This is a genomic window from Pseudodesulfovibrio tunisiensis, assembly GCF_022809775.1.
In the GTDB taxonomy this organism is placed as follows: Bacteria; Desulfobacterota; Desulfovibrionia; order Desulfovibrionales; family Desulfovibrionaceae; genus Pseudodesulfovibrio; species Pseudodesulfovibrio tunisiensis.
Genome location: NZ_CP094380.1, coordinates 233,470 through 252,539 on the forward strand (window position 1 = coordinate 233,470; position 19,070 = coordinate 252,539).

General features: G+C 58.0%; 21 protein-coding genes and 1 pseudogene. 6 read left to right on the forward strand and 16 right to left on the reverse strand.

Annotated elements, in window-relative coordinates; genetic code table 11:
• Positions 1–9 precede the first annotated feature (9 nt).
• From MPN23_RS01210 to MPN23_RS17140, 11 genes and pseudogenes are all read right to left on the reverse strand, one after another.
• Entirely contained in the window at positions 10–531 is a 522-nt protein-coding gene (locus tag MPN23_RS01210) for a DUF3347 domain-containing protein (RefSeq protein ID WP_243545648.1), read from the reverse strand.
• 17 nt (positions 532–548) lie between these two features.
• Entirely contained in the window at positions 549–2,138 is a 1,590-nt protein-coding gene (locus MPN23_RS01215; RefSeq protein WP_243545649.1) for an efflux RND transporter periplasmic adaptor subunit, read from the reverse strand.
• Entirely contained in the window at positions 2,131–3,495 is a 1,365-nt protein-coding gene (locus MPN23_RS01220) for a TolC family protein (RefSeq protein WP_243545650.1), read from the reverse strand. The genes MPN23_RS01215 and MPN23_RS01220 overlap by 8 nt, the downstream gene beginning before the upstream one ends.
• 509 nt (positions 3,496–4,004) lie before the next feature.
• Positions 4,005–4,421: a cytochrome c3 family protein gene (locus MPN23_RS01225; protein WP_243545651.1), complete on the reverse strand. Its 417-nt coding sequence runs from the start codon at positions 4,419–4,421 to the stop codon at positions 4,005–4,007.
• Positions 4,422–4,442: 21 nt separating this feature from the next.
• Positions 4,443–5,195, reverse strand: a complete 753-nt coding sequence (locus MPN23_RS01230) for a 4Fe-4S dicluster domain-containing protein (RefSeq protein WP_243545652.1) — start codon at positions 5,193–5,195, stop codon at positions 4,443–4,445.
• Positions 5,195–8,242 carry a formate dehydrogenase-N subunit alpha gene (gene fdnG, locus MPN23_RS01235; RefSeq protein ID WP_243545653.1) on the reverse strand — a complete coding sequence of 1,016 codons (3,048 nt, stop codon included), beginning with the start codon at positions 8,240–8,242 and terminating at the stop codon, positions 5,195–5,197. Before fdnG ends, MPN23_RS01230 begins: the two co-directional genes overlap by 1 nt.
• A gap of 576 nt (positions 8,243–8,818) precedes the next feature.
• Complete coding sequence (locus MPN23_RS01240; RefSeq protein ID WP_243545654.1) at positions 8,819–9,538, reverse strand: GntR family transcriptional regulator; 720 nt, start codon at positions 9,536–9,538, stop codon at positions 8,819–8,821.
• Between the two features lie 18 nt (positions 9,539–9,556).
• Positions 9,557–10,507 (reverse strand): carbamate kinase, encoded by a 951-nt coding sequence (locus MPN23_RS01245; RefSeq protein ID WP_243545655.1) that lies wholly within the window; start codon positions 10,505–10,507, stop codon positions 9,557–9,559.
• Positions 10,508–10,523: 16 nt separating this feature from the next.
• On the reverse strand, positions 10,524–11,930 hold the full coding sequence (locus MPN23_RS01250; protein ID WP_243545656.1) for a YlbE family protein: 1,407 nt from the start codon (positions 11,928–11,930) through the stop codon (positions 10,524–10,526).
• A 3-nt stretch (positions 11,931–11,933) separates the two neighbouring features.
• Entirely contained in the window at positions 11,934–12,644 is a 711-nt protein-coding gene (locus MPN23_RS01255) for a hypothetical protein (RefSeq protein WP_243545657.1), read from the reverse strand.
• Positions 12,645–12,675: 31 nt separating this feature from the next.
• Positions 12,676–13,056 (reverse strand): annotated as a pseudogene (locus MPN23_RS17140) (acyl-CoA synthetase FdrA); the annotation flags it as partial.
• Between MPN23_RS17140 and MPN23_RS01260 the strand changes: the two are divergent.
• Positions 12,950–13,453 carry a hypothetical protein gene (locus MPN23_RS01260; RefSeq protein ID WP_243545658.1) on the forward strand — a complete coding sequence of 168 codons (504 nt, stop codon included), beginning with the start codon at positions 12,950–12,952 and terminating at the stop codon, positions 13,451–13,453. The pseudogene MPN23_RS17140 and the gene MPN23_RS01260 overlap by 107 nt on opposite strands.
• A 33-nt stretch (positions 13,454–13,486) precedes the next feature.
• On the opposite strand, the gene MPN23_RS01265 is transcribed toward MPN23_RS01260, so the two are convergent.
• From MPN23_RS01265 to MPN23_RS01285, 5 genes are all read right to left on the reverse strand, one after another.
• Positions 13,487–14,386: an oxamate carbamoyltransferase subunit AllH family protein gene (locus tag MPN23_RS01265; RefSeq protein WP_243545659.1), complete on the reverse strand. Its 900-nt coding sequence runs from the start codon at positions 14,384–14,386 to the stop codon at positions 13,487–13,489.
• 72 nt (positions 14,387–14,458) lie between these two features.
• On the reverse strand, positions 14,459–15,124 hold the full coding sequence (locus tag MPN23_RS01270) for a cysteine hydrolase family protein (RefSeq protein ID WP_243545660.1): 666 nt from the start codon (positions 15,122–15,124) through the stop codon (positions 14,459–14,461).
• A 20-nt stretch (positions 15,125–15,144) separates the two neighbouring features.
• Entirely contained in the window at positions 15,145–15,531 is a 387-nt protein-coding gene (locus MPN23_RS01275) for an allophanate hydrolase-related protein (protein WP_243545661.1), read from the reverse strand.
• Positions 15,532–15,618: 87 nt separating this feature from the next.
• Positions 15,619–17,178 (reverse strand): hypothetical protein, encoded by a 1,560-nt coding sequence (locus MPN23_RS01280; protein ID WP_243545662.1) that lies wholly within the window; start codon positions 17,176–17,178, stop codon positions 15,619–15,621.
• A 293-nt stretch (positions 17,179–17,471) separates the two neighbouring features.
• Entirely contained in the window at positions 17,472–17,804 is a 333-nt protein-coding gene (locus MPN23_RS01285; RefSeq protein WP_243547427.1) for a hypothetical protein, read from the reverse strand.
• Between MPN23_RS01285 and MPN23_RS01290 the strand changes: the two genes are divergently transcribed.
• The 5 genes from MPN23_RS01290 (at position 17,698) to MPN23_RS01310 (ending at position 19,001) form a co-directional block, all read left to right on the forward strand.
• Positions 17,698–17,964: an alpha/beta hydrolase family protein gene (locus tag MPN23_RS01290; RefSeq protein WP_243545663.1), complete on the forward strand. Its 267-nt coding sequence runs from the start codon at positions 17,698–17,700 to the stop codon at positions 17,962–17,964. The genes MPN23_RS01285 and MPN23_RS01290 overlap by 107 nt on opposite strands.
• 12 nt (positions 17,965–17,976) lie before the next feature.
• Positions 17,977–18,192, forward strand: a complete 216-nt coding sequence (locus MPN23_RS01295) for an alpha/beta hydrolase family protein (RefSeq protein ID WP_243545664.1) — start codon at positions 17,977–17,979, stop codon at positions 18,190–18,192.
• 87 nt (positions 18,193–18,279) lie between these two features.
• A complete protein-coding gene (locus MPN23_RS17255) occupies positions 18,280–18,492 on the forward strand; it encodes a cupin domain-containing protein (RefSeq protein ID WP_243545665.1) in 213 nt (70 codons plus the stop codon).
• Between the two features lie 30 nt (positions 18,493–18,522).
• The gene (locus tag MPN23_RS17260; protein ID WP_243545666.1) at positions 18,523–18,687 is read left to right on the forward strand and encodes a cupin domain-containing protein; all 165 of its coding nucleotides are present in this window, start codon (positions 18,523–18,525) and stop codon (positions 18,685–18,687) included.
• Between the two features lie 32 nt (positions 18,688–18,719).
• On the forward strand, positions 18,720–19,001 hold the full coding sequence (locus MPN23_RS01310; RefSeq protein WP_243545667.1) for a carboxymuconolactone decarboxylase family protein: 282 nt from the start codon (positions 18,720–18,722) through the stop codon (positions 18,999–19,001).
• The last annotated feature ends 69 nt before the right edge of the window (positions 19,002–19,070 follow it).

The following is a 19,070-nucleotide window of genomic DNA, read 5'->3' on the forward strand; positions in this document are numbered from 1 at the left end:
GGGCGGTGCCTACTGCTTGAGTTGCCGGTTTGTTTCGCCGCATTTCAGCATGGTTGCGCCGAAATAGGGATTCCTGACGTCCTCGTCGCGTTGCAGCCATGTTGCGCCTTCGTAGTCGAAGGCCATGGGGCAGAACAATTCGTAGACAGGACCATCGGTCTCCATGCCCAGCTTGAGCACGGCCCGGGTCAGACCGACCGACAGCGGCTCGAAGCCCGTGCGAACGCCCACGATGTCCGTTGCTTCCCGGATGGCGGCCAGTCCGTCATTCATTGCTTTCAGGGAGTCGGTCCAGATGTTGTGCGACTGTCCATCCAGCTTGTCAGCCTCGACTTTCCGGAGTGCTGCCGCAATCTTTTCGGCAGCAGAGCGGGCCTTTTGCAGGTCGTCTGCGGCAAGGGCTTCGGCCAGAGGCTCGTAGCTGGAGAATACGAAACCAAGCTGCTTTCTGAATTCCAGCGGAGCGACATGTTCTCTGGACAGGGTTTCCAGATTGAATGTCGAGGTTAGCAGATCGTAGTGAGCCTGCATTTCCGCGAATATTTCCTTCAGTCGTTTCGGGGTCGGCGGGCTTCCGAGGCCAGCATGGCGTCGTTGCCGAGCAGCATGGCGTATTCCTTCCATTGCAGTGCGGTTTCGTCTTCAAGGTCGGAGTCCTCCACCAATCTGAGTTCCTTGTGGAACCTGCCGAAGGCCAGATGCGCTTGCGCAAGGTCGCCGTTGGCAACGACAGGCTTGAGCGACGCGAAAGTCTGGCCCAGCAATCGTAGTTTGGAGAGAAAGAGGGAAGGCAGTTCAGCCTCGGCAACCTGTGTCGTGGCAATTGCGGGGTTCATCATGCTTGGTCTGGCCACGATCTGGATTGCGCTGTCGATCTTGAAATTGCCCTTGGTCACGACAAGTTCGCCGGGTTCGAGGCCGTTTTTGACGATGTAGTATTGTCCGGCTTTGGGGCCGAGCACGATTTCCCTGCCCCGATATGTGCCGGGATCGTTCTTGTCCGCCACGTAGACCACGGCTCGTTTGCCTGTGATCAGGGGGGCGGATGCCGGAATGACCAGCGGATTGCCATCGGGCGAGGAGTCCGTGCTCTTCTTTTGCTGTACGGCGCGGACAAGCATGCCCGGCTTCAGGCTGCCGTCCCTGTTGGGGACTTCCAGACGAACCCGTACCGTGCGGCTTTTCTCGTTCACGACAGGATCGATGTAGACGACCTTTCCCTGGAAACGCTTGCCGGGATAGGCTTCGGTGCTGAAATCGACCTCCTGTCCGATCCTGATCCACGGCAGATCCGATTCATAGGCTTCGAGAATGACCCAGAGCGACGAGAGGTCGGCAATGGCATAGATGGGGCTGCCTGTCTTGACATACTGCCCTTCGTTCACGTCCTTTCTGATCACCACGCCACCTTGCGGAGCGTACAGAGTGATGTGATCCGAAGGCGTTCCGCTGTTGACGATGGCTTCTATCTGGCGGTCCGTGAGTCCGAGAAGGCGGAGTTTTTCCCGCGCCGCCTTCCGTGTGCGCATTGCGCTTTCCTTGACCAGAGAGAGGGTGCTTTTTTCCAGGTCGCGCGCAGCCTTGATGGCCTGAATGAGTTCGGCTTGCGCCGTGAGCAGTTCGGGACTGTAGATGGAGACCATGGGCTGGCCTCGACGGACCGGGCTACCCGTATAGTCCACATGCATTTTGTCGATCCGGCCGCCGGTCCATGCCGTGATGGTCCGGACCCGCGTTTCATCGTAGTCCACCTTGCCCACCATGCGGGTCTCCACGGCTACATCCATGCGGCGGACTTCCTCAACGGTGATGCCTGCCAGTTTTCGGGCTTCGTCCGAAAGGCGAATCTGGCGGAGACTGGTCTGTTCGCCCTCGTCCTTTTTTTTCAGGGGAATCAGATCCATGAAACAGATGGGGCATTGCCCCGGGCTTGGAAGCTGAATCTGGGGATGCATGGAACAGGTCCAGACAGTTTCCCCTTTCTCGTTGGTCGAGGCTTTCAGTCCATGTTCGGTGTGTTCCTCCAGAGAAGTCTCCCCTGCCGGGTCGGTACCCCTGAACAGGTAGCCTGCGGCAAAAGCCGCTGCGCAGAAGAGGATCAGGGCGAGAAGTGAAGCGGTTCGTTTCGGTTTATTCATGGGGTGGACTCCTTTTCAAAAGCGAACCGTGGAATGCGCACGGCAATTCCCGTCCTACGAGTCTTTCCATTTCGGCAAGGCCGAGGGCCTGATCCGTCAGGGCGCGGTAATAGGCCAATTTGAGTTCCAGCAGTGTCTGCTCCGCGCTGATCAGATCAAGGGCGGACCCGGTCCCGGTCATGAAGGCTTCCATGGTCACGCCGAGGGCCTGTTCCGCCTTGGGAACCAGCGTATCCCGGTACAGGCCGATTTTTCTCCCGGCATCAAGATATCTGTAATGGGCCAGAGCAAGGTCGGCGGAGAGCTGCCGGGCAAGCCCGGTTCTGGATTTCCGGGCTGCGAGTATCCGGGCCTGGCTTTCCTGTACGGCCGAGTCCCGGGCTTCCAGCCAGATGGGAATGTTGAACGACATGGAGGCCATGACCGGGTTTGCGCCGTCGCCTGTCACACCGGGATTTCTGGCACGATCCACTTCCGTTGTCTCGATGCCGAAGGTGAAGTCCGGGTAGTAGTTGCGTTCCGCGAGGTCCTTTCCCGCTTCTTCCCGGGACTCGACGGTTTCCCAGTACAGGAGTTTGGGGCTTGCTGTTTGGAGAATGGCCTGAAGTTCGCCCTCGGAGGCCTTGATGACCATGACCGGAACCGATGCGGGAAAGGGAATGGGGGTTGAGGCAGGGCGATCCATCAGTGCATTGAGTCGGGTGACGAGAGGGGCTTGCAGGGCCTGAAGCGAGCCGAGCCGGTCTTCCAGCTTGCCGAGCTCCACCTGCGGGCGGATGATGTCCGAATGTCCGGCCGCACCCGTGGTGTATCTGGCTGTGGCGATTTTCTCCAGATACCTGACCAGTTCGATGTTTTCGCTGGTGCTCTCGATGGCCTGCGCCAAATAGGCATACTCGTAGTACACCTTTTTCACTTCGTTGAAGATGGAGAGCTTGAGGTCGTCGAACTTGGCCTTGAAGCCATCCGCTTCCCTCAGCGCCATTTGTTCCTTGAAGTCGAGCTTGCCGAAAAAGGGCAGGGTCTGGGACAGGCCGTACTTGTACCGGGCCGGGCCGCCGCGCGTTTCCAGCGGGGTGGTGTAGTAGCCGAAGGAGAAACGGGGATCGGGCAGAGTGTCTGCCCGGACTGCGCGTTTGGCGGCGGCCTGCCACTGCTGAAACGCAGCCTGCAGTTCGTTGTTGTTTTCCGCAGCCAGAGCCAGATATTGCTTCAGATTCAGCAATTCGTGCTGGTCGCCGAGATATTGGCCGGGAGATTCGATGGGGCTTTTCTCCAAGGACTTCTGAGCCGCAATTCCTACTACAGGCAGGATGCTGATGGCGATGAAAAAAAGCAGTGTGGTGAAGGGTTTCATCCGAACTCCCGTGTTTGGTATGGCCTTTGTGAACAACAAAAGGCGTGCCAAAGGTTGACAATGATCATGATCTTGACCGGTTGAAGAAAAACATGACGCCAATCCTGATTAAAACAGTCTGAATTTGTGCAATCCACATCACTTTTGTCACGCTGTGCACGAGGTGGGCAGGACTTGTTTTGCACAAACGTTTTCCAGTTGTGGCCATGAAGGTAATCATGCTCAGGATTAGCATGGATCGAGACGTATATAAAGACGCGCGGATTATTAAGCGGCACGTATACGGGGTGCGGGTGGTAAAGGGTTGTCAGGCAGTCGGGAGAGACGAAAAGGTGGACTGGGAAGGGGGGGACGAAAAGGTTGTTGGTCCTAGAATCTTGCTGTGGTCAGGAGCTGCGCCGTGGCCCTGATTGCATGTCGAGCCTTGACCGTCGATTTTTTCGAACTGGCTGAAGTGCGGGCAGGAGGCCCGGGGCGGGCAGGGAGCCCGCCCCGGGTGGTTATGTGTTTTAGTACAGGCCGGTCGGGTGACAGGAGGAATTGGCACAACCAGTCAAGTCCTTGTCGCCGGAGAATTCCTCTTCGTGACAGGACAGGCAGGAGGCCTGTTCGGTTCCCTTCACATGCATTGCCCGAAAGTAGGACTTGGTGCCTTGAGCATCGGGTGCCGTGTCGGTATGGCAGTTCGAGCAGGACTCGGGTTCGTCTGCCACTTCATTCTTGTGGTGGCAGGTGAAGCAGTCGATGTCTTCATGACTCGAATGGTTGAAGACAACACCGAGATTGCGTTTGCTGTTTCCTTCGATGAAGTTGATTTCAAGGTCATCGTCGGGAGCATCGATGCTGGATACCAGTTCCGTCTGAGCAAAGGCCAACGCCGCAGTAAGACCGATACACAGCAGGGACATGATGAATGCTTTTTTCATGATATTTCCTCTGAGCATGGGTTACGCTTTTGTCTTGGCGCTGAAACGGCCAGCAAGCAGATCGCGGCGATTGACGCTTTTCTTGGCCAATGCCTTCTTCACCAGTCTGTTTCCATCCACGGCCGCGAGCAGGTTGCCGTTGTAGCTTTCCGGCGGTGCCGTGCACAGGTAGATGACACGAACCGACTCGGGGTCGGCAAGGTACGCGTCGGGATTGGTCTTCTGCACTTCCGCCAGACGTTTTTTGGCGAGAGCAAGCATCTCTTCCCGATCGCCGAAGTTCATCGTGCCGGTGGGGCAGCTCTGAACGCAGGCAGGAAGCCGACCGGCTTCCACTCGATCCGCGCACATGTCGCACTTGAACCACTGTCCGGTTTCCTCGTCCATGCGGGGAACGTTGTACGGACACAGCTCTTCACTGGTGACCTTGTCGCCAATGGCTGCCGTGCGGCTGTTCATGACGACGGCCCCGGTCTTGGGATCCTGCACGATGCCGTTGTCGCAGTACATGTTGCCGATGTACTTGCAGGGCGGTTCGAGGCAATGACGGCACTGCTCCGGGAAGAAGTACCATTGCAGTTTGCCTTTGGCGTCATGTGCTTCATGGAAGCGGACAAGACGGATTGTCTTGGAGGACAGGTCCTGCGGATTCTGGTGGGAACCTACGTTCCGGGTCTTTTCCGCCGGAAGGTTTTTCCACTGCTTGCAGGCGACCTGACATCCACGGCAGGCGGTACACAGGGACAAATCGACAAAGAAGCTTTTACCATTCATTATTTATCCCCTTCCTGCCACTTGCGCACGTTGACCATGAACGCCTTGTATTCGGGAATGCCCGTGTTCGGGTCGCCAACATTCGGTGTTACGATGTTTGCGGAATCACCGCCGTCGGAAGGCATTGCCCAGCCGTAGTGCCAGGGCATGCCGACCATGTGAACGTCGTTGCCGTCGATCTTGTACGGCTGAATCCGTTCGGTAACGATCGCGATGGCCCACAGGGAACCGCGAACGCTTTCAACGGTAACCTTTTCACCGTTTTCAATGCCGCGAAGTTCAGCCAGCTGTGGGCTGATTTCAACGAACATCTGCGGTTCGGCTTCCACCAGCCAGCTGCACCAGCGCGTCATGGAGCCTGTCTGCCAGTGCTCGGTCACGCGGTAGGTGGTGCCGACAAAGGGGTAGCGCGGATTGCAAACCGCTTTTTCCTCGCCTTGAATTTGAACCGATGTCGGGTTGTGGAGCGTGCTGGAGAATGCATGCTCTTTGACAGGGCATTCCAGCGGTTCGTAGTATTCAGGCAGGGGACCGTCAGCGCGCCCCGGGCCAAAGAGCTGACCGAAGCCGTGCTTGCGCATGATGAACGGATGCTTGGTGCCGGGAGCCCAGCCACCATCCGGGACATCGCCTTCCCACTTCTTGCCGTTCCATTCGATGACGGCGCGCTCCGGGTCCCAGGGTTTGCCCTGCGAATCCACGGAAGCCCTGTTGTAGATGATGCGCCGGTTCACGGGCCAGCACCATGTCCAGTTCGGGAACAGGCCGATCCTTTCCTGCATCGGAGTCTGGCTGGCGTCGTGGCGTTCCGACTTGTTCTCGGTGTCGCTCACGGAGTTGCAGTAGAGCCAGTTGCCGGATGTGGTGGAACCATCGTCCTGCAGGTAGGCAAAGCTCGGAACCTGCTGTCCCTTTTTGAATTGCTTGCCCTTGACGACGGTATCCCGCGTGAACCAGCCGTTGATGAGCCTTGCCGTCTGCTGTGCGCTGAATTCCATGTGACCATGGCTGTTCTTTTCGCACATGTTGTTGAAGCTCAGACGGGTGATCGGATCGGGGTACGCTCCACCTTCCTCTTCATAGAGGCGGACCATTTCCTCCCACAGTTCGTGGAAGTAGTGACCATCGGTAAGCACGCCGTCCTTGGGTTCCGGACCGGCATAGCGCCACTGCATCCAGCGGCCGGAGTTGGAGACCGAGCCTTCCTTCTCGATTGCGGTTGCGCAAGGGATGAAGAAGGTTTCGGTCTTGACCTTTGCCGGGTCCATTCCCGGGCCTTTCCAGAAGCTGGAGGTCTCGCAGTCGAAGACGTTGACGTTGACCATCCAGTCAAGCTCGGCAATGGCCTTGCGGGTCTTTTCCGAATCCGGGCTGGAACAGGCCGGGTTCATGCCCCAGATCCATGCACCAGTGAATCCGCCGTTGTACATGCGGTCGATGAGCGGAATCCAGGAGTACTCGCTTGCGTTGTGGTTTTCCAGCTTCGGCAGGTAGGTGTAGGCATCCTTGGGCGCATCATCGGAGTACATGGCCTTGAGCAGGCTGGCGGAGTACTTGGGATAGTTCTGCCACCAGTTTGCACTCCTCGGGTCCGTGGATACAGGCGTGAACTTCCTGTTGTACTGGTCGAAAGTGTCCAGTCCGGCAAGCGGAGTCGCGATGTATCCGGGGAGGATGTGATAGAGAAGGGCGTAGTCCGTGGAGCCCTGCACGTTGCATTCGCCGCGGAGTGCGTTGACACCGCCGCCGGCAATGCCGATGTTGCCGAGCATGAGCTGGATCATGGCCATGGCGCGGATGTTCTGCACACCCACGGAGTGCTGGGTCCAGCCCATGGCGTACATGATGGTACCGGCCTTTTTCGCTGTACCGGTGGCAGAGTATGCGTCGTAGAGCTCGACAAGGTCTTCGGGGGAAACGCCCGACATCCTCGAAACCTTGTCCAGCGTGTACCGTTCGTAGTGTTTTTTCAGAATCTGAAAAACACAGCGCGGATGTTTCAGGGATTTGTCCATCTTGGGGACGCCGTTCGCGTCCATTTCAAATGCCCACTTCGATTTGTCGTAGGTGGCAGTTTTCGGATCAAACCCGGCGAAGAGGCCATCCTCGAACGTGTAATCCTCACCAACGATGAAGGACGCGTTGGTGTACTCACGCATGTATTCGAGAAAATAGCGCTTGTTCTCGATGATGTACTTGATCATGCCGCCGAGAACGGCGATATCCGATCCGGAACGAAGCGCAATATGCTTGTCGGAACGTGCCGAAGTACGCGTGAAACGCGGATCGACATGAATGATCTTTGCGCCTCTGGCTTGCGCCTTCAAGGCCCATTTGAAGGAAATGGGATGGTTTTCGGCAGCATTGCTGCCCATTATCAGAATGCAATCACTGTTCTGCAAATCATTCCAGTGATTGGTCATCGCACCGCGTCCGAACGACTCTCCCAGAGCCGCAACAGTGGCGCTGTGTCAGATACGGGCCTGATGTTCGAGATAGACGATGCCCTGTGCGCGCATGAAATTATGCATCGCGTAGCATTCTTCGTTGTCCAGAGCGGCAGAGCCGAGGCAGGCCACACCCATGTTGCGGTTGACGACCTGACCCTTGTCGTTCCTTTCCTGAAAGGATTTGTCGCGGGATTCCTTGGCAAGTCTGGCGATGCGTTTCTTGCACCAGTCCCAGCTCTTTTCTTGCCATTCGCCGGAGTAGGGAGCGCGGTAGAGGCATTTGCCGGTACGCAGCTCGTTCTCGGTCATCTGAATGGAGCTTGCGCCCTTTGCGCAGAGAGCTCCCTGGTTGATGGGGTGGTCGGGATCGCCTTCCACGTTGATGGCTCTTCTGGTTTCCAGAGATGTGGTGACGACCAGTCCGCAGCCAACGGAGCAGTAGGCGCAGATCGAAGTCGTCTCCTTGCTCCAGGCAGGCTTCATCTGAGCGATCTTGGCAACCGCTGTCTTCTTGCAGCCAACGCCGAGGCCGGAAAAGGCGGCTCCAACGGCTGTTGCTGAAGAAAGTTTCACGAAATCACGACGATTCAGTTTCATTCGGAAATCCTAGATTTGTTGTTATTGCCCACGAATCTCACAGCCGAGCACTGTAAGCAGTCTATAGCCGGAGAGCGCCACAGGAGGCTCATGAAAAGTCATGCCTTCACAACAGAAGACCGGAGCCCAAGCAACAACTCGGACATCCAGCGTTCCGGCATACTCTTCACATGCTTCAAGAGACACTCCAAGCCCTCCGAAAGGAAGATCGGCAGTGCTCCGCGCTGTTATAGGTTTTTCGTTAAGTGCCAAGTGCACCTCCATTACCTTTGATTTCGTGCTTCATGCACAAAAGGCTTGTTTGATACGGAGAATTCAAGAGAAACACAAGACGTAGCGACCTGCCCATGTTTTTGCATGATTGTGCCGGGATCGGCGCAATGCGTTTTCTTTTGGAGGACCTGAAACATGAGTTCGTTTCCTTGATCGTTTGTTCAGCATCGGGGATGCGTACTCCATGGGGGGGCGCAGGAGCAGGCGGTTTGAAGGAGGCATGCGGTCCGGCTTCTGCATCAAAATGGCCGCCGAGGAAGGAATCCCGGGCGGCCATTGTGTCTTGGGCTGAATGAGGCTGGACTAGTAGTAGGACTGAAGAAGGGCTTTTTGAACGCTGTTGTTGGCGTTGTCCTGTCCTTCCTCGATGTTTTCCAGCAGATGGGAGCGAGCGCGTTCGGCATCGCCCTTGCGGATTGCGTCTATGATGGCCAGATGCTGGTTGCAGGTGGTTTCAAGACGCCCCGGGTGCTGGAAATCCATGGTGCGGAAGATCAGCAGCCGCTCGCTGAAGGAACGCAAGGTCCTGCAGATGGCCTTGTTGCCGAAAATCTCGGCCAGACCTTCGTGAAAGGACTGGTCCCACAGGGCAACCTGGCTGTAGTCCAGCTGATCGTTTTCCCGGCTGGCCCGACAGAACTTCTCCCATTCGTGTTGCAGACTGTCGAGTTGAGGGTCGACATCGGTGCGCGTACAGAGGCGTTCCACCACATAGAGTTCAAGGGCTTTTCGCAGTTCGTAGATTTCCCGTACTTCGTCCGGGTGTATCTGTTTGACCACGAAGGTCCTGTTTTCCATGCGTTCGGCAAAGCCGGCAGCCGCGAGCATGCGCAGGGCTTCACGCACCGGGCTTCGGCTTACGTCGAATTCCCGGCACAGGGATTCCTCCACCAGCGGCTTGTTCGGAGGGTATTCCCAGTTCAGGATACGCTGCTTCAAGGTGCGTAGAATCCTGATGCTGAGATTCTCCTTTTTGCGTTTGGTGCCCTGTTTTTTGCCGTTGCTGCGGTTCTTGTCTTCCATGGTATCCTTTTCCCGAAGTTATTCAGGAATTATCCGTGTTCCCGCGTTACCTGTCAAGGCCTTGCTCATGAGCGGCAGGCTGGTGATGATGCCTGTACCACCCTGATATTCCACGAAGTCGGCAAGCGCCGTGACCTTGGGTTCCATACTGCCCTTGGGGAACTCCCCGGCAGCGCAGAGGGTTCTGGCTTCACGCAGGGTCATGGTGTCGATCCACCGCTCTTCCGGGGTGTTGAAGTTCAAGGCCACCCGGTCCACCCCCGTGGGCAGCAGGAGCATGTCGGCCTGAAGCTCCCGAGCCAGAATCGAGGAAGAGAAGTCCTTGTCGATCACGGCTTCCACGCCTTCAATATCGCCGTTTTCCTTCTGGATGACCGGGATGCCTCCGCCTCCCAGAGCAATGACCAGATAGCCGTCCCTGACCAGTTGATTGATGGAGTTCTGCTCCACAATGGCCACCGGTGCAGGAGAGGGCACGACCCGACGCCAGCCGCGTCCGGAATCCTCCACGATGCTCCAGTTGTTGGCCTTGGCCAGTTCCTCGGCTTCCTCCTTGGAGTACCACGAGCCGATGGGCTTGGTCGGGTTGGCAAAGGCCGGATCATTGCGATCCACAAGGGTTTGCGTAACCAGTGCGATGGGCTCGCGTCTGATGCCCTTGCGTCGGAATTCATTGCGCAGGGCCTTGCAGAACATGAAGCCCACCGCACCCTGAATGTCCGCGCCTGCGTAGTCCATGGGGACCCCGGAAACGTGCTCCCGGCTGAGTTCGGAGCGTCGCATGATGAATCCCACCTGCGGACCGTTGCCGTGGGTCAGGACCACGTTCCAGCCCAGAGTGATCATGTCTGCCACATGAGCGGCGATGTCCTTGACCATGGCGTACTGGTCTTCCAGCGACAGGTTCTTCGGATCGGGAATGAGGGCGTTGCCGCCAATGGCCACGACGGCCAGTTTTTCCTTGTTCATGGATATACTCGTCGGGTTATTCGTGCAGGCTGGCGTCCAGCGCATCGATGGCCTGAGTGAAGCATTCGAGGGGCGCGGCGGTCAGTCCGGCGCCGATCTGCCCGATACCGGCTTCCTTGTGGGCAATGCCGGTGTTGATGATGGGCTGAATGCCGGTGTCCGCGACCTTGCGGCAGTCAATGCCTGCGGCAGAGCCGCCGAAGTCGAGCAGAGGCAGGGTGAAGGCGGCGTTGCGTCCCACGGTGATGCGCTGCATGTTACGGGAATTCTTGACCGCGTCCGCCACGGTGCCGCCCACGAACTGGGTGATGGCCGGAGCTGCCGCCATGGCGAATCCGCCGACGCCAGCAGTCTCGGTGATGGCGCTGTCGCCCAAATCCGCTGCTGCGTCGTTTTTGGAGTAGCCCGGGAAGAACAGACCATCCACCATGGGAGCGTCCGCCACGAACCACTGGTCCGGGAACGCGGAGATGCGCACGCCGAACTGCACGCCGTTGCGCGCCATGACCGTGACCATGCTGGAGTTCTTCACGCCTGCGGCAGCGTTCATCATGGTCTTGCAGGAAGCCATGGACAGGTTCAGGAAGAAGTGGTCGTTTCCGGCAATGAAGTTCAGCGCGGCAGCGACCTGTGCCGGGTCCATGCCGGTCTGCAGGGCGGCAGGAGCCAGTTTGCGGAAGAACATGGACGTGGCTGCCGCATTGCGGTTGTGCACCTCGTCGCCCATGTGCAGGGCCTGCGCCATCAGGGACTTGATTTCCAGCGGCTCCATTTTTTCCACGGCCTTCTGCAGCACCGGGGCGAGCACGTCGGCCATCCAGTGCAGCCGGTCCAGCACGTCCTTGCCGAACGCACCGAAACGCAGCACCTTGCCCAGGCCTTCATTGAAGTTGCTGAAGGTGCGATTGCCGTGGACCGCGTCGCGCACCATCCATACGGGCATGGAAGGGCTGATTACACCTGCCATGGGGCCGACAGCCTGATGGTGATGACAGGGCGCGAGCTCGACTTCTCCGGCCTCCACCATCCTGCGGGCGGCTTCCGGAGTGTCTGCCCAACCTTCGAAAAGGATGGCGCCCATGACGGCTCCCTGCTGGGGGCCGCACATGTTTTCCCAGGCGATGGGCGGGCCGGAATGCAGGATGCGCTTGCCGTCCATGCCGGGAATGTCCTTGCCTGCGGTACCTACGCCTTCCAGTACGGGATTGGATTCCATGTAGCGTGAAAACGCGATTTCATTGGCCTTGTCCACTTCGGGGTTGTTCAGGAGGCGGGCCAGTTTCCAGGCCAGAACCGGGTCGCCACCCGCCGGAGGCTGCCAGGGGCAGGCTGCCACGGGCACGCCCTGCGAGGACAGGGAATCCGTGAATCGGGCGAGACCGACATTAATGACATGCATGGGATCGGATATGATATTCTTCATGGTTTAGCTCCGTTTGGTGACGAGCAGGGCCAGGATTGCTGCTTCCGCATTGCTGGAACACAGGGCAACGCCTTGTTCCTCGAGTTTGGCACGCTGTTCGGCGAGATTCTGGGGGTCGGCTTCAGTGCCGCAGACAGAGGCTATGAAGACCGGTGTGGTCGTTGCGGCCTTGCGGGTGTCGGCAATGGCCTTTGCCAGTTCCCCGGCCGGGTCTTCATTGGAGCCGTGGCCGAGCACCACGTCCAGCAGGACCACTGCGGTTTCCGGATCGGTGGCGTCCTGCATGATGCGCTCGTTGCGCGGCGTGGGGTCGATCATGGGATGCGGTCTGCCGCGGGTGAACACGTCGTCGCCGAGATCGACCACGGTGTGTCCCTGACTTGCAAACGGGTTGTCCAGTTCCCGGACCTTGCCGGTAGGACCGTTGGAAAACAGCTCGGGCAGATGGTCCTGAAGCAGAAGCTGGGTCTCGTAGCAGAAGGTGCCCCCCGTATACAGGCCGCGCAGATGCTTCTGGCCGGGCTGAAGCTGCTTTGCGAGCTCGGATGCGCGTTTGCAGAGCGTTTCGTCTTCCACTTCTGCGCTGACAAAGGTCGGGGTTTCCCCCTTGTCCAGAGCCACGGCGCAATGCGCGGCTTCCTCCAGCGTGCCGACCGGATGCAGGCCTTCGCCTTCCAGTTCCGACCTGTCCGCGCCCAGAAAATTGACGACCACGGGTTTTCCGGCAGCAGCGCGCCGCTGCCAGAACCTTTTGGGCCACTTCCTTTGCCGGAGGCTTGGAAATCAGCACGATGACCTTGGTCTGCGGGTCTTCGGCCAATGCCTTGATTCCGGAAAGCATGGTCAGACCGCCCACTTCATGGGACAGATCGTGACCGCCCGTGCCAATGGCCTGACTCACGCCGGAACCAAGCTGGTCGATGAGGCAGGTAACCTGCTGGATGCCGGTGCCGGATGCGCCCACAACGCCGATGGAACCGGGGCGAACCACATTGGCAAAGGCCAGAGGTGCGCCGCCGATGATTGCGGTGCCGCAGTCCGGTCCCATGACCAGCAGACCGCGTTCCGTGGCGTACTGCTTCAGTGCGATTTCCTGTTCGACCGGCACGTTGTCCGAGAACAGCATGACGTTCAATCCCGCGCCGAGGGCCTTCATGGCCTCGGCTCCGGCGAATTCGCCGGGAGTGGAAATCAACGCAAGGCTCGCCTCGGGATTTTCGGCCAGAGTGCCCAGAAGGGAAATGGGAGTCGGCAGTTCGGAAGAGCCGCTCTGCACGTCCTTGGGAGCCAATGCTTCGGCTGCTGCTGCAAACGCATCCGGAAGAGCATCTTCCTCGCCCTTGATGACCAGTACGAGATCGCTGGGCTTGGCTGCCGGAGCGGATTCGAGCAGTCCGCTCTGGACAAGCAGATCCATGTTGGCCGGGGTGCCCATGAGGGCCGAGGCCTCCTCGATGCCGGGAAGAGCCGTGATGCCGGCGGAAATGCGCATCAGCGCCACGGAATCCTGGTATATGTTTTGATGGATTTGAGTTTCTGTTTTCACGAGAACTCCTTTAACGGTCGACCTGAAACGGAGCGACCGGTTGTATGTCCGGCTGTTGGCCGGAAAGTGAAACACTGTTTTGAAAAGATTGCAGCCCCAGTAAAAGTCCTCGGGTTCCGTCGCATCCGGAGCTGGCTCCGAATTCGGCAGCGCGTTGCAACGCCTTGCGGATTTCCATCTGGGATTTCCCGGTCATCAAAGCCTGTCGCAGTTCGGCCAGCGGACGATGAAAAGTCCCTTGCATGGCATCTTCCAGCATGGCCCGGCTTACGAATGTGGTATTCGACAGCAGTGCGGGCAGTTGGGCTTGCAGGTCGACGAACAGTGGGTGTCGCATTCCGTGCAACGCACAGCATAGACCTACAAGCAAATCGTCGCCCGAGGGCGTAAGGCCCGGGCCTGCTCCCACCAAGCGAGCCAGAAGCCGCGGATTCGGAGCAAGCGTTTCCCGCATGTCCGCCACAAATGCCTCGAAGCAGGAAATCGCAGCGGACCGCAAGGAAGAGCGCGGCATTTCAGCTTCCATTTTCAAAAGGAAGTCGACAGCCCCCGGCAACTGTTTGTTCAAGGCGGCTCTTTCCGTGTCGTCCAATGCCGGAGGCATCGGGCTTTTCCACGGAGTCGCTGCAAGATGGGAAAAATCCAGCAAAGGAAAATCAGGCAAGGCAAGTTCAAGCGCATGGCCGCAGCAGGCAACAGGCATGCCCGGGACAAGTCGCGGAAAAAGCCGGTTCGCTACATCCGCAGTCAATGCCAAACAGCGTTCGCTCATGTTGCGATCGTTGCAAAGCAGAGTCAGCATGGACGGAACATGCGGGGCATCAATCAGCAGATTCACGGAATTCGTGAATACGCTGTGCACCTTGCCTTGCCATGTTCCTGGGAATTGACTGCCTGCGCTGACGATCATGATGCTTTCTCCATGTATCCGGTACGCCTTGAGAGAAGGGAGGAGGGGGGGGCGTTCTCCTCCCTTCAGGGGTTATTTCAGGGCGTCTGCGACCTGATCACTCGTGGTGACCCAGCCGAAGAGGCCGCCCTGGGCCTTGATCATTTCCAGGCCCACGCGCTGGAATTCCGGGAAGTAGGAGCCGGTTGCATCCGAAACCACGGCGCATTCGTAGCCGCGATCATTGGCCTCGCGTACGGTGGTGTGCACGCACACTTCCGTGGTCACGCCGCACACGATCAGGGTCTCGATGTCCCGGTTGCGCAGGAGCAGATCCAGATCCGTGGACCAGAACGCGTTCTTGCCGGGCTTGTCGATGATGGGTTCGTCCTTGGTGGGATAGAGTTCGGGGATGATGTCATGCCCTTTTTCTCCGCGAACAAGAATGCGGCCCATGGGACCTTCGTCGCCTATGCAAAGGGTGGGATTGCCCCGGCGTTTCTTGGACGGAGGGAGGTCGGCCAGATGCGGAGCATGGCCCTCGCGGGTATGCACCACGAACATTCCGGCTTCACGCGCCGCTTCCAGCACCTTTCTGGTGGGTTCGATGGCCGTGCGAAGCAGGGAAACATCGTTGCCCAGAGTCTCGCCGAAGCCGCCGGGCTCCAGAAAATCGCGTTGCATGTCGATGATCAGGAGCGCAGTGCGCTTGGGATCGAATTCCAGTTCATATGGTTCAGCCTGCAATTTCTTGGTCATGATAACCTCGATATGGTCTGTTATTTTGCCTTGGAAGCTTCGTAAACGCGCCAGTCGCCAAGATCGGAAATGTCCTTGTGGATACCTTCGGCCTTTTCGCGGGGAAACAGGATGCCGTCCACAATGCGACCGTCTTCCAGTTTCACCGGTCCACAGTACAGATGCTCGGGTTCACCGGACTCGACATTGGCCCAGGTTTCATCGCTCATGCGGTACATTTCGCCAGCCACGGCCACACCATTGTCCTCGTCCGGGCCGACTTCGTACATGCCGGGATGCACATCATTGACGGAGTACAGGCGGTAACAGGGAGCGGTCCTGAATTCGCCGAGGAATTCCGCGCCGTCCAGGTTGGAGTGCAGTTCAAGTCCTCGCATCAACGTACCATTGACAAACAGTTCTTTCATTTTCTTCTCGTTTATTGTCTTTGCCTGTGCCGGTTGTTGAGAGCGGGGGCGGTCCTGACCGCCCCCTTGTACGGCAGGGCTTTGCATTTAATCTTTGTCTACGGGAGTCCAGTCGTTGGGGCCTTCCTGCTTCCAGCTCATGTAGGCCAGCATCAGGGCCACCACCGCATAGCCGGCGGTAACGCCGGGGCTGGGGTTGATGGCGAGCTGGGAGCCGTGGATGAAGCCGAAGAAGGAAAGCAGGGCCGCGGCAGCCGAGTACACGGCAGCCCAGTTGAAACGGTGTTCGATGATGAAGACCGCAATCGCGCCGAGCATGAGTCCGGCCAGAACCGAGCCGCCGCCGAGGCTTTCCACACCCTGATAAAGCACGTTTGCGCCAGCCAGTTTGGCGAAGCCCACGGAGACAGCATCGGTGCCGACTGTGGCAAGGGAACCGTCAATCTGGGTCTTGGCCCATTCCGCAATGCTCGGAATGATGGCCAGCACGATTGCCGGGGCATGCGCCTTGGGCGTGGCCTGAAAAGCCTGTGCGCCGATAACCAGACCGATGAAGAGCAGGATGGGCAGGATCGCCACCAGAGGAATCACGGACAGGAGCAGTGCGACCAATCCGAAGAAGCAGACCAGCGCGATGCAGGATCCCGTTGCCAGCGAATAGCCGATGCGACCGCCGACAGCCTTCCACCCCGGATGACCGATGTACACGGCCGGGGGAAACGGGGAACCCATGAACGCGCCGAAAACAGCGCCCAGACCGTCGGCCAGAAGCACGGAGCGCAGATCGTAGTCGTCGCCTGCGGCGGCAGCGGATTCCACGTTGTTGATGCCTTCGGTGAAGTTGTAGATGCCCAGCGGAATGGCCGTGACCAGCAGAGGCCATACCTGCTCCAGAGAGATGGCAAACACGTCGCCGGAAAAGGAGGGCAGGTACAGGCTGAACTGGTCGAGGGCGCGGCCCACGGCCGTGGGTTCCATCAGGTCGGTCTGTCCCAGAAATACGCCGGTCCAGGCTGCGATCGTGCCCACGACAACGGCGGCCAGACCACCGGGAATGCCGAAGGGCATGCGCACGTTGCCCACCCATGCCAGCAGGATGATGCCGAAGCAGACAAGGGCTATCCATGGCGTTTCCCACATCTGGAAGGCCGGACGCATGGATATGAAGGTCAGCGACACGCCTGCAAGGGTGCCCAGCATGGCGGCCCTCGGGGTGTACTTGCGGATGGCCGGGCCAACGAACGCGCCGATCAGCACGATGATGCCGATGATGAGCGCCCAGACCAGACCGAGCTGCCAGGCCAGAATCACGTCATTGGTTTTCAGGTAGGTCGGCAACATGACCAGAAATACCACAATGAACATGTGGGGCACGCTGGGGCCGTAGGGGAGAGCCGCTACATCGGTACGCTTTTCCCTGATGGCCTTTTTGTAGGCGAGATAGGCGTAGAAGAGGTTGCCCAGAGGCAGGGCCACGCCCAAGGCGGGAAGAATTCTGCCGAATACGGTGTCTGCAGGCAGGTTGACCACGCCCAGGGACAGCCCCGTGAGCACGAGCACGTTAAGCAGGATGTTGGTGAACAACCCGAAAAATGCGTTCCAGTCTCCCGGGGTCCACAATTTTGGTTTGAATACGTCCGAACTCATTACCGTCTCCATGTAAACGTGTGCCAGCCTCGGCGAATTTCCTCAGTTCGCACCTGAAGCGATTGTCCGATATTCCGTTGAAGGAGTGGCGGTCGCAGTTGCTTCGCGACAGATTCTCCCGAATTCCGCACGCCCTTTGGACTTGCCGAAACGAATGGACACGTTTGGTTAAAACAATCCTTTTTTCATTTCCTTTGGAGCGCCATCAAACAAGTATTAAGACCGGTCCCAAACTTTGTATACAATAGCGTATGCGAAAAAAAATTCAGTGTCAACATCCACAGTGAAAGATTTTATTCACAATTATCAATTAAAATAAGCAGTTTGTATTTTGTATACAAAAAAGGACCCAAGATTGAATTTTGAAGCATGTGCATGAATGCTGGCTTTCGATGGGCCATGGCCTTTGATGAATCCTTCAATGGCGAGAGCTGAGGCGAACCCCGGCATATCTCGTCTTCCGAGATTTTTACCGAAGACTTCAGCGCTGGTGTGGATTTTCTGGGAACACGTCCTTTCGTGGACAGGAACAGGATCGGGGCCATCGGCATTTGCGGCAGCGGCGGATTTGCCTTCGAGGCCGCGCAGGTTGATCGCCGCATCAAGGCCGTTGCCACCGCAAGCATGTACTGTTGCCTGAAGGATTCCCGAGCAGACCCACCGCGTCGATTCCGGAAGGGCTGGACCCCATCAGTAGCGAATTCTGGGAGTATTGTGGCATGGAGCGCGGGCATCACCCTCGATCGCATGGTCCATTTACGGCGACGAGCAACATGGCCTTCATGAATTTTCCCGCTGATGAACTTCGTAGGCACCATTGCGTCTCGGTCCATCCTGTTCATCATGGGGGAGAATGCGCATTCCCGGTATGTTACCGAGGACATATTCGACATGGTCGGAGAACCCGGAGAACTCGTTGTCGTCTCCGGAGCAAGACATATCGATCTGTATGACCGGGTGGACATGATTCCCTTTGACAGGTTGAACGCCTTTTTCTCCAAGGCGTTGAAGTGATCGCATGGGGTTGTGGAAACGAGAGTTTGTCAGCCGAACCGGAACAAGGACGCTGCACAGGGAAACCGTGTCAGGCAAGGAGCAGACATGAGCGAAATATTCAACGGAGATGGCATTTTTTCGAAAGGGTCCCTGAACGAGGCATATGCAGCCTTTTTTACCGGCACCAGCTATCTTGAAATGCTTTCCACGGAAGGCGTTGTCATCGGCAACGTCACTTTCGAGCCGGGGTGCAGGAATTTCTGGCATATCCATCACAAGGGGGGACAGGTGCTTCTGGTGACGGGCGGACGCGGCTGATATCAGGAAACCGGAAAGCCCGCCCGGGAATTGCATCCCGGCGATGTCGTCAACATTCAGCCGGGAGTCAGGCACTGGCATGGTGCGGCCCGGGATTCCTGGTTTGCTCACGTGGCCGTGGAAGTTCCGGCCGAGGGCAAGTCCAACGAATGGCTGGAACCCGTGTCCGACGAGGAATATGACGCGCTTGGCTAGCGCGTAGCACGTAAAGCGGCAGGAGGCCGATTGTGGATGCCTTTCTCAAGGAGCATCTGTTTGCGGATATCTTTGTCCGCGACGTGCTGACCTGTCAGGAACGGGAACTGGCGACCATTCCCGCCCTCGCAAACATGGGCGGCACCGAAGGACAACTCGTTTTTCACATGGGGGCCGCCATGAATTCGGGATTGTCTGAAGAGCAGATGCATGAGTTCATCCGGGTTCTTGATACTCGTGTCGGAAAACGGCAAGCCGATGCTGCCAGAGACGTCTTTGCCGAGGTGATTGCGAACCGCCAGTCGCATCGGTGACGAGTCGAGATCGGTGCGTCCTGTCGAGTCAATGAGCCCGGGATCGGAGAGGTTGTGCATTTGTCCGAT

What these genes read in the sequence shown, in the direction of transcription:
- MPN23_RS01225 (WP_243545651.1), bottom strand. Translation starts at nt 4,421, where the DNA reads ATGAAAAAAGCATTCATCATGTCCCTGCTGTGTATCGGTCTTACTGCG.
- MPN23_RS01265 (WP_243545659.1), bottom strand. Translation starts at nt 14,386, where the DNA reads ATGATCGTCAGCGCAGGCAGTCAATTCCCAGGAACATGGCAAGGCAAG.
- MPN23_RS01275 (WP_243545661.1), bottom strand. Translation starts at nt 15,531, where the DNA reads ATGAAAGAACTGTTTGTCAATGGTACGTTGATGCGAGGACTTGAACTG.
- MPN23_RS01230 (WP_243545652.1), bottom strand. Translation starts at nt 5,195, where the DNA reads ATGAATGGTAAAAGCTTCTTTGTCGATTTGTCCCTGTGTACCGCCTGC.
- MPN23_RS01220 (WP_243545650.1), bottom strand. Translation starts at nt 3,495, where the DNA reads ATGAAACCCTTCACCACACTGCTTTTTTTCATCGCCATCAGCATCCTG.
- MPN23_RS01240 (WP_243545654.1), bottom strand. Translation starts at nt 9,538, where the DNA reads ATGGAAGACAAGAACCGCAGCAACGGCAAAAAACAGGGCACCAAACGC.
- MPN23_RS01280 (WP_243545662.1), bottom strand. Translation starts at nt 17,178, where the DNA reads ATGAGTTCGGACGTATTCAAACCAAAATTGTGGACCCCGGGAGACTGG.
- MPN23_RS01270 (WP_243545660.1), bottom strand. Translation starts at nt 15,124, where the DNA reads ATGACCAAGAAATTGCAGGCTGAACCATATGAACTGGAATTCGATCCC.
- MPN23_RS01295 (WP_243545664.1), top strand. Translation starts at nt 17,977, where the DNA reads ATGAACTTCGTAGGCACCATTGCGTCTCGGTCCATCCTGTTCATCATG.
- MPN23_RS01285 (WP_243547427.1), bottom strand. Translation starts at nt 17,804, where the DNA reads ATGCTTGCGGTGGCAACGGCCTTGATGCGGCGATCAACCTGCGCGGCC.
- MPN23_RS17255 (WP_243545665.1), top strand. Translation starts at nt 18,280, where the DNA reads ATGAGCGAAATATTCAACGGAGATGGCATTTTTTCGAAAGGGTCCCTG.
- MPN23_RS01250 (WP_243545656.1), bottom strand. Translation starts at nt 11,930, where the DNA reads ATGAAGAATATCATATCCGATCCCATGCATGTCATTAATGTCGGTCTC.
- MPN23_RS01210 (WP_243545648.1), bottom strand. Translation starts at nt 531, where the DNA reads ATGCAGGCTCACTACGATCTGCTAACCTCGACATTCAATCTGGAAACC.
- MPN23_RS01245 (WP_243545655.1), bottom strand. Translation starts at nt 10,507, where the DNA reads ATGAACAAGGAAAAACTGGCCGTCGTGGCCATTGGCGGCAACGCCCTC.
- MPN23_RS01260 (WP_243545658.1), top strand. Translation starts at nt 12,950, where the DNA reads ATGATTGCGGTGCCGCAGTCCGGTCCCATGACCAGCAGACCGCGTTCC.
- MPN23_RS01215 (WP_243545649.1), bottom strand. Translation starts at nt 2,138, where the DNA reads ATGAATAAACCGAAACGAACCGCTTCACTTCTCGCCCTGATCCTCTTC.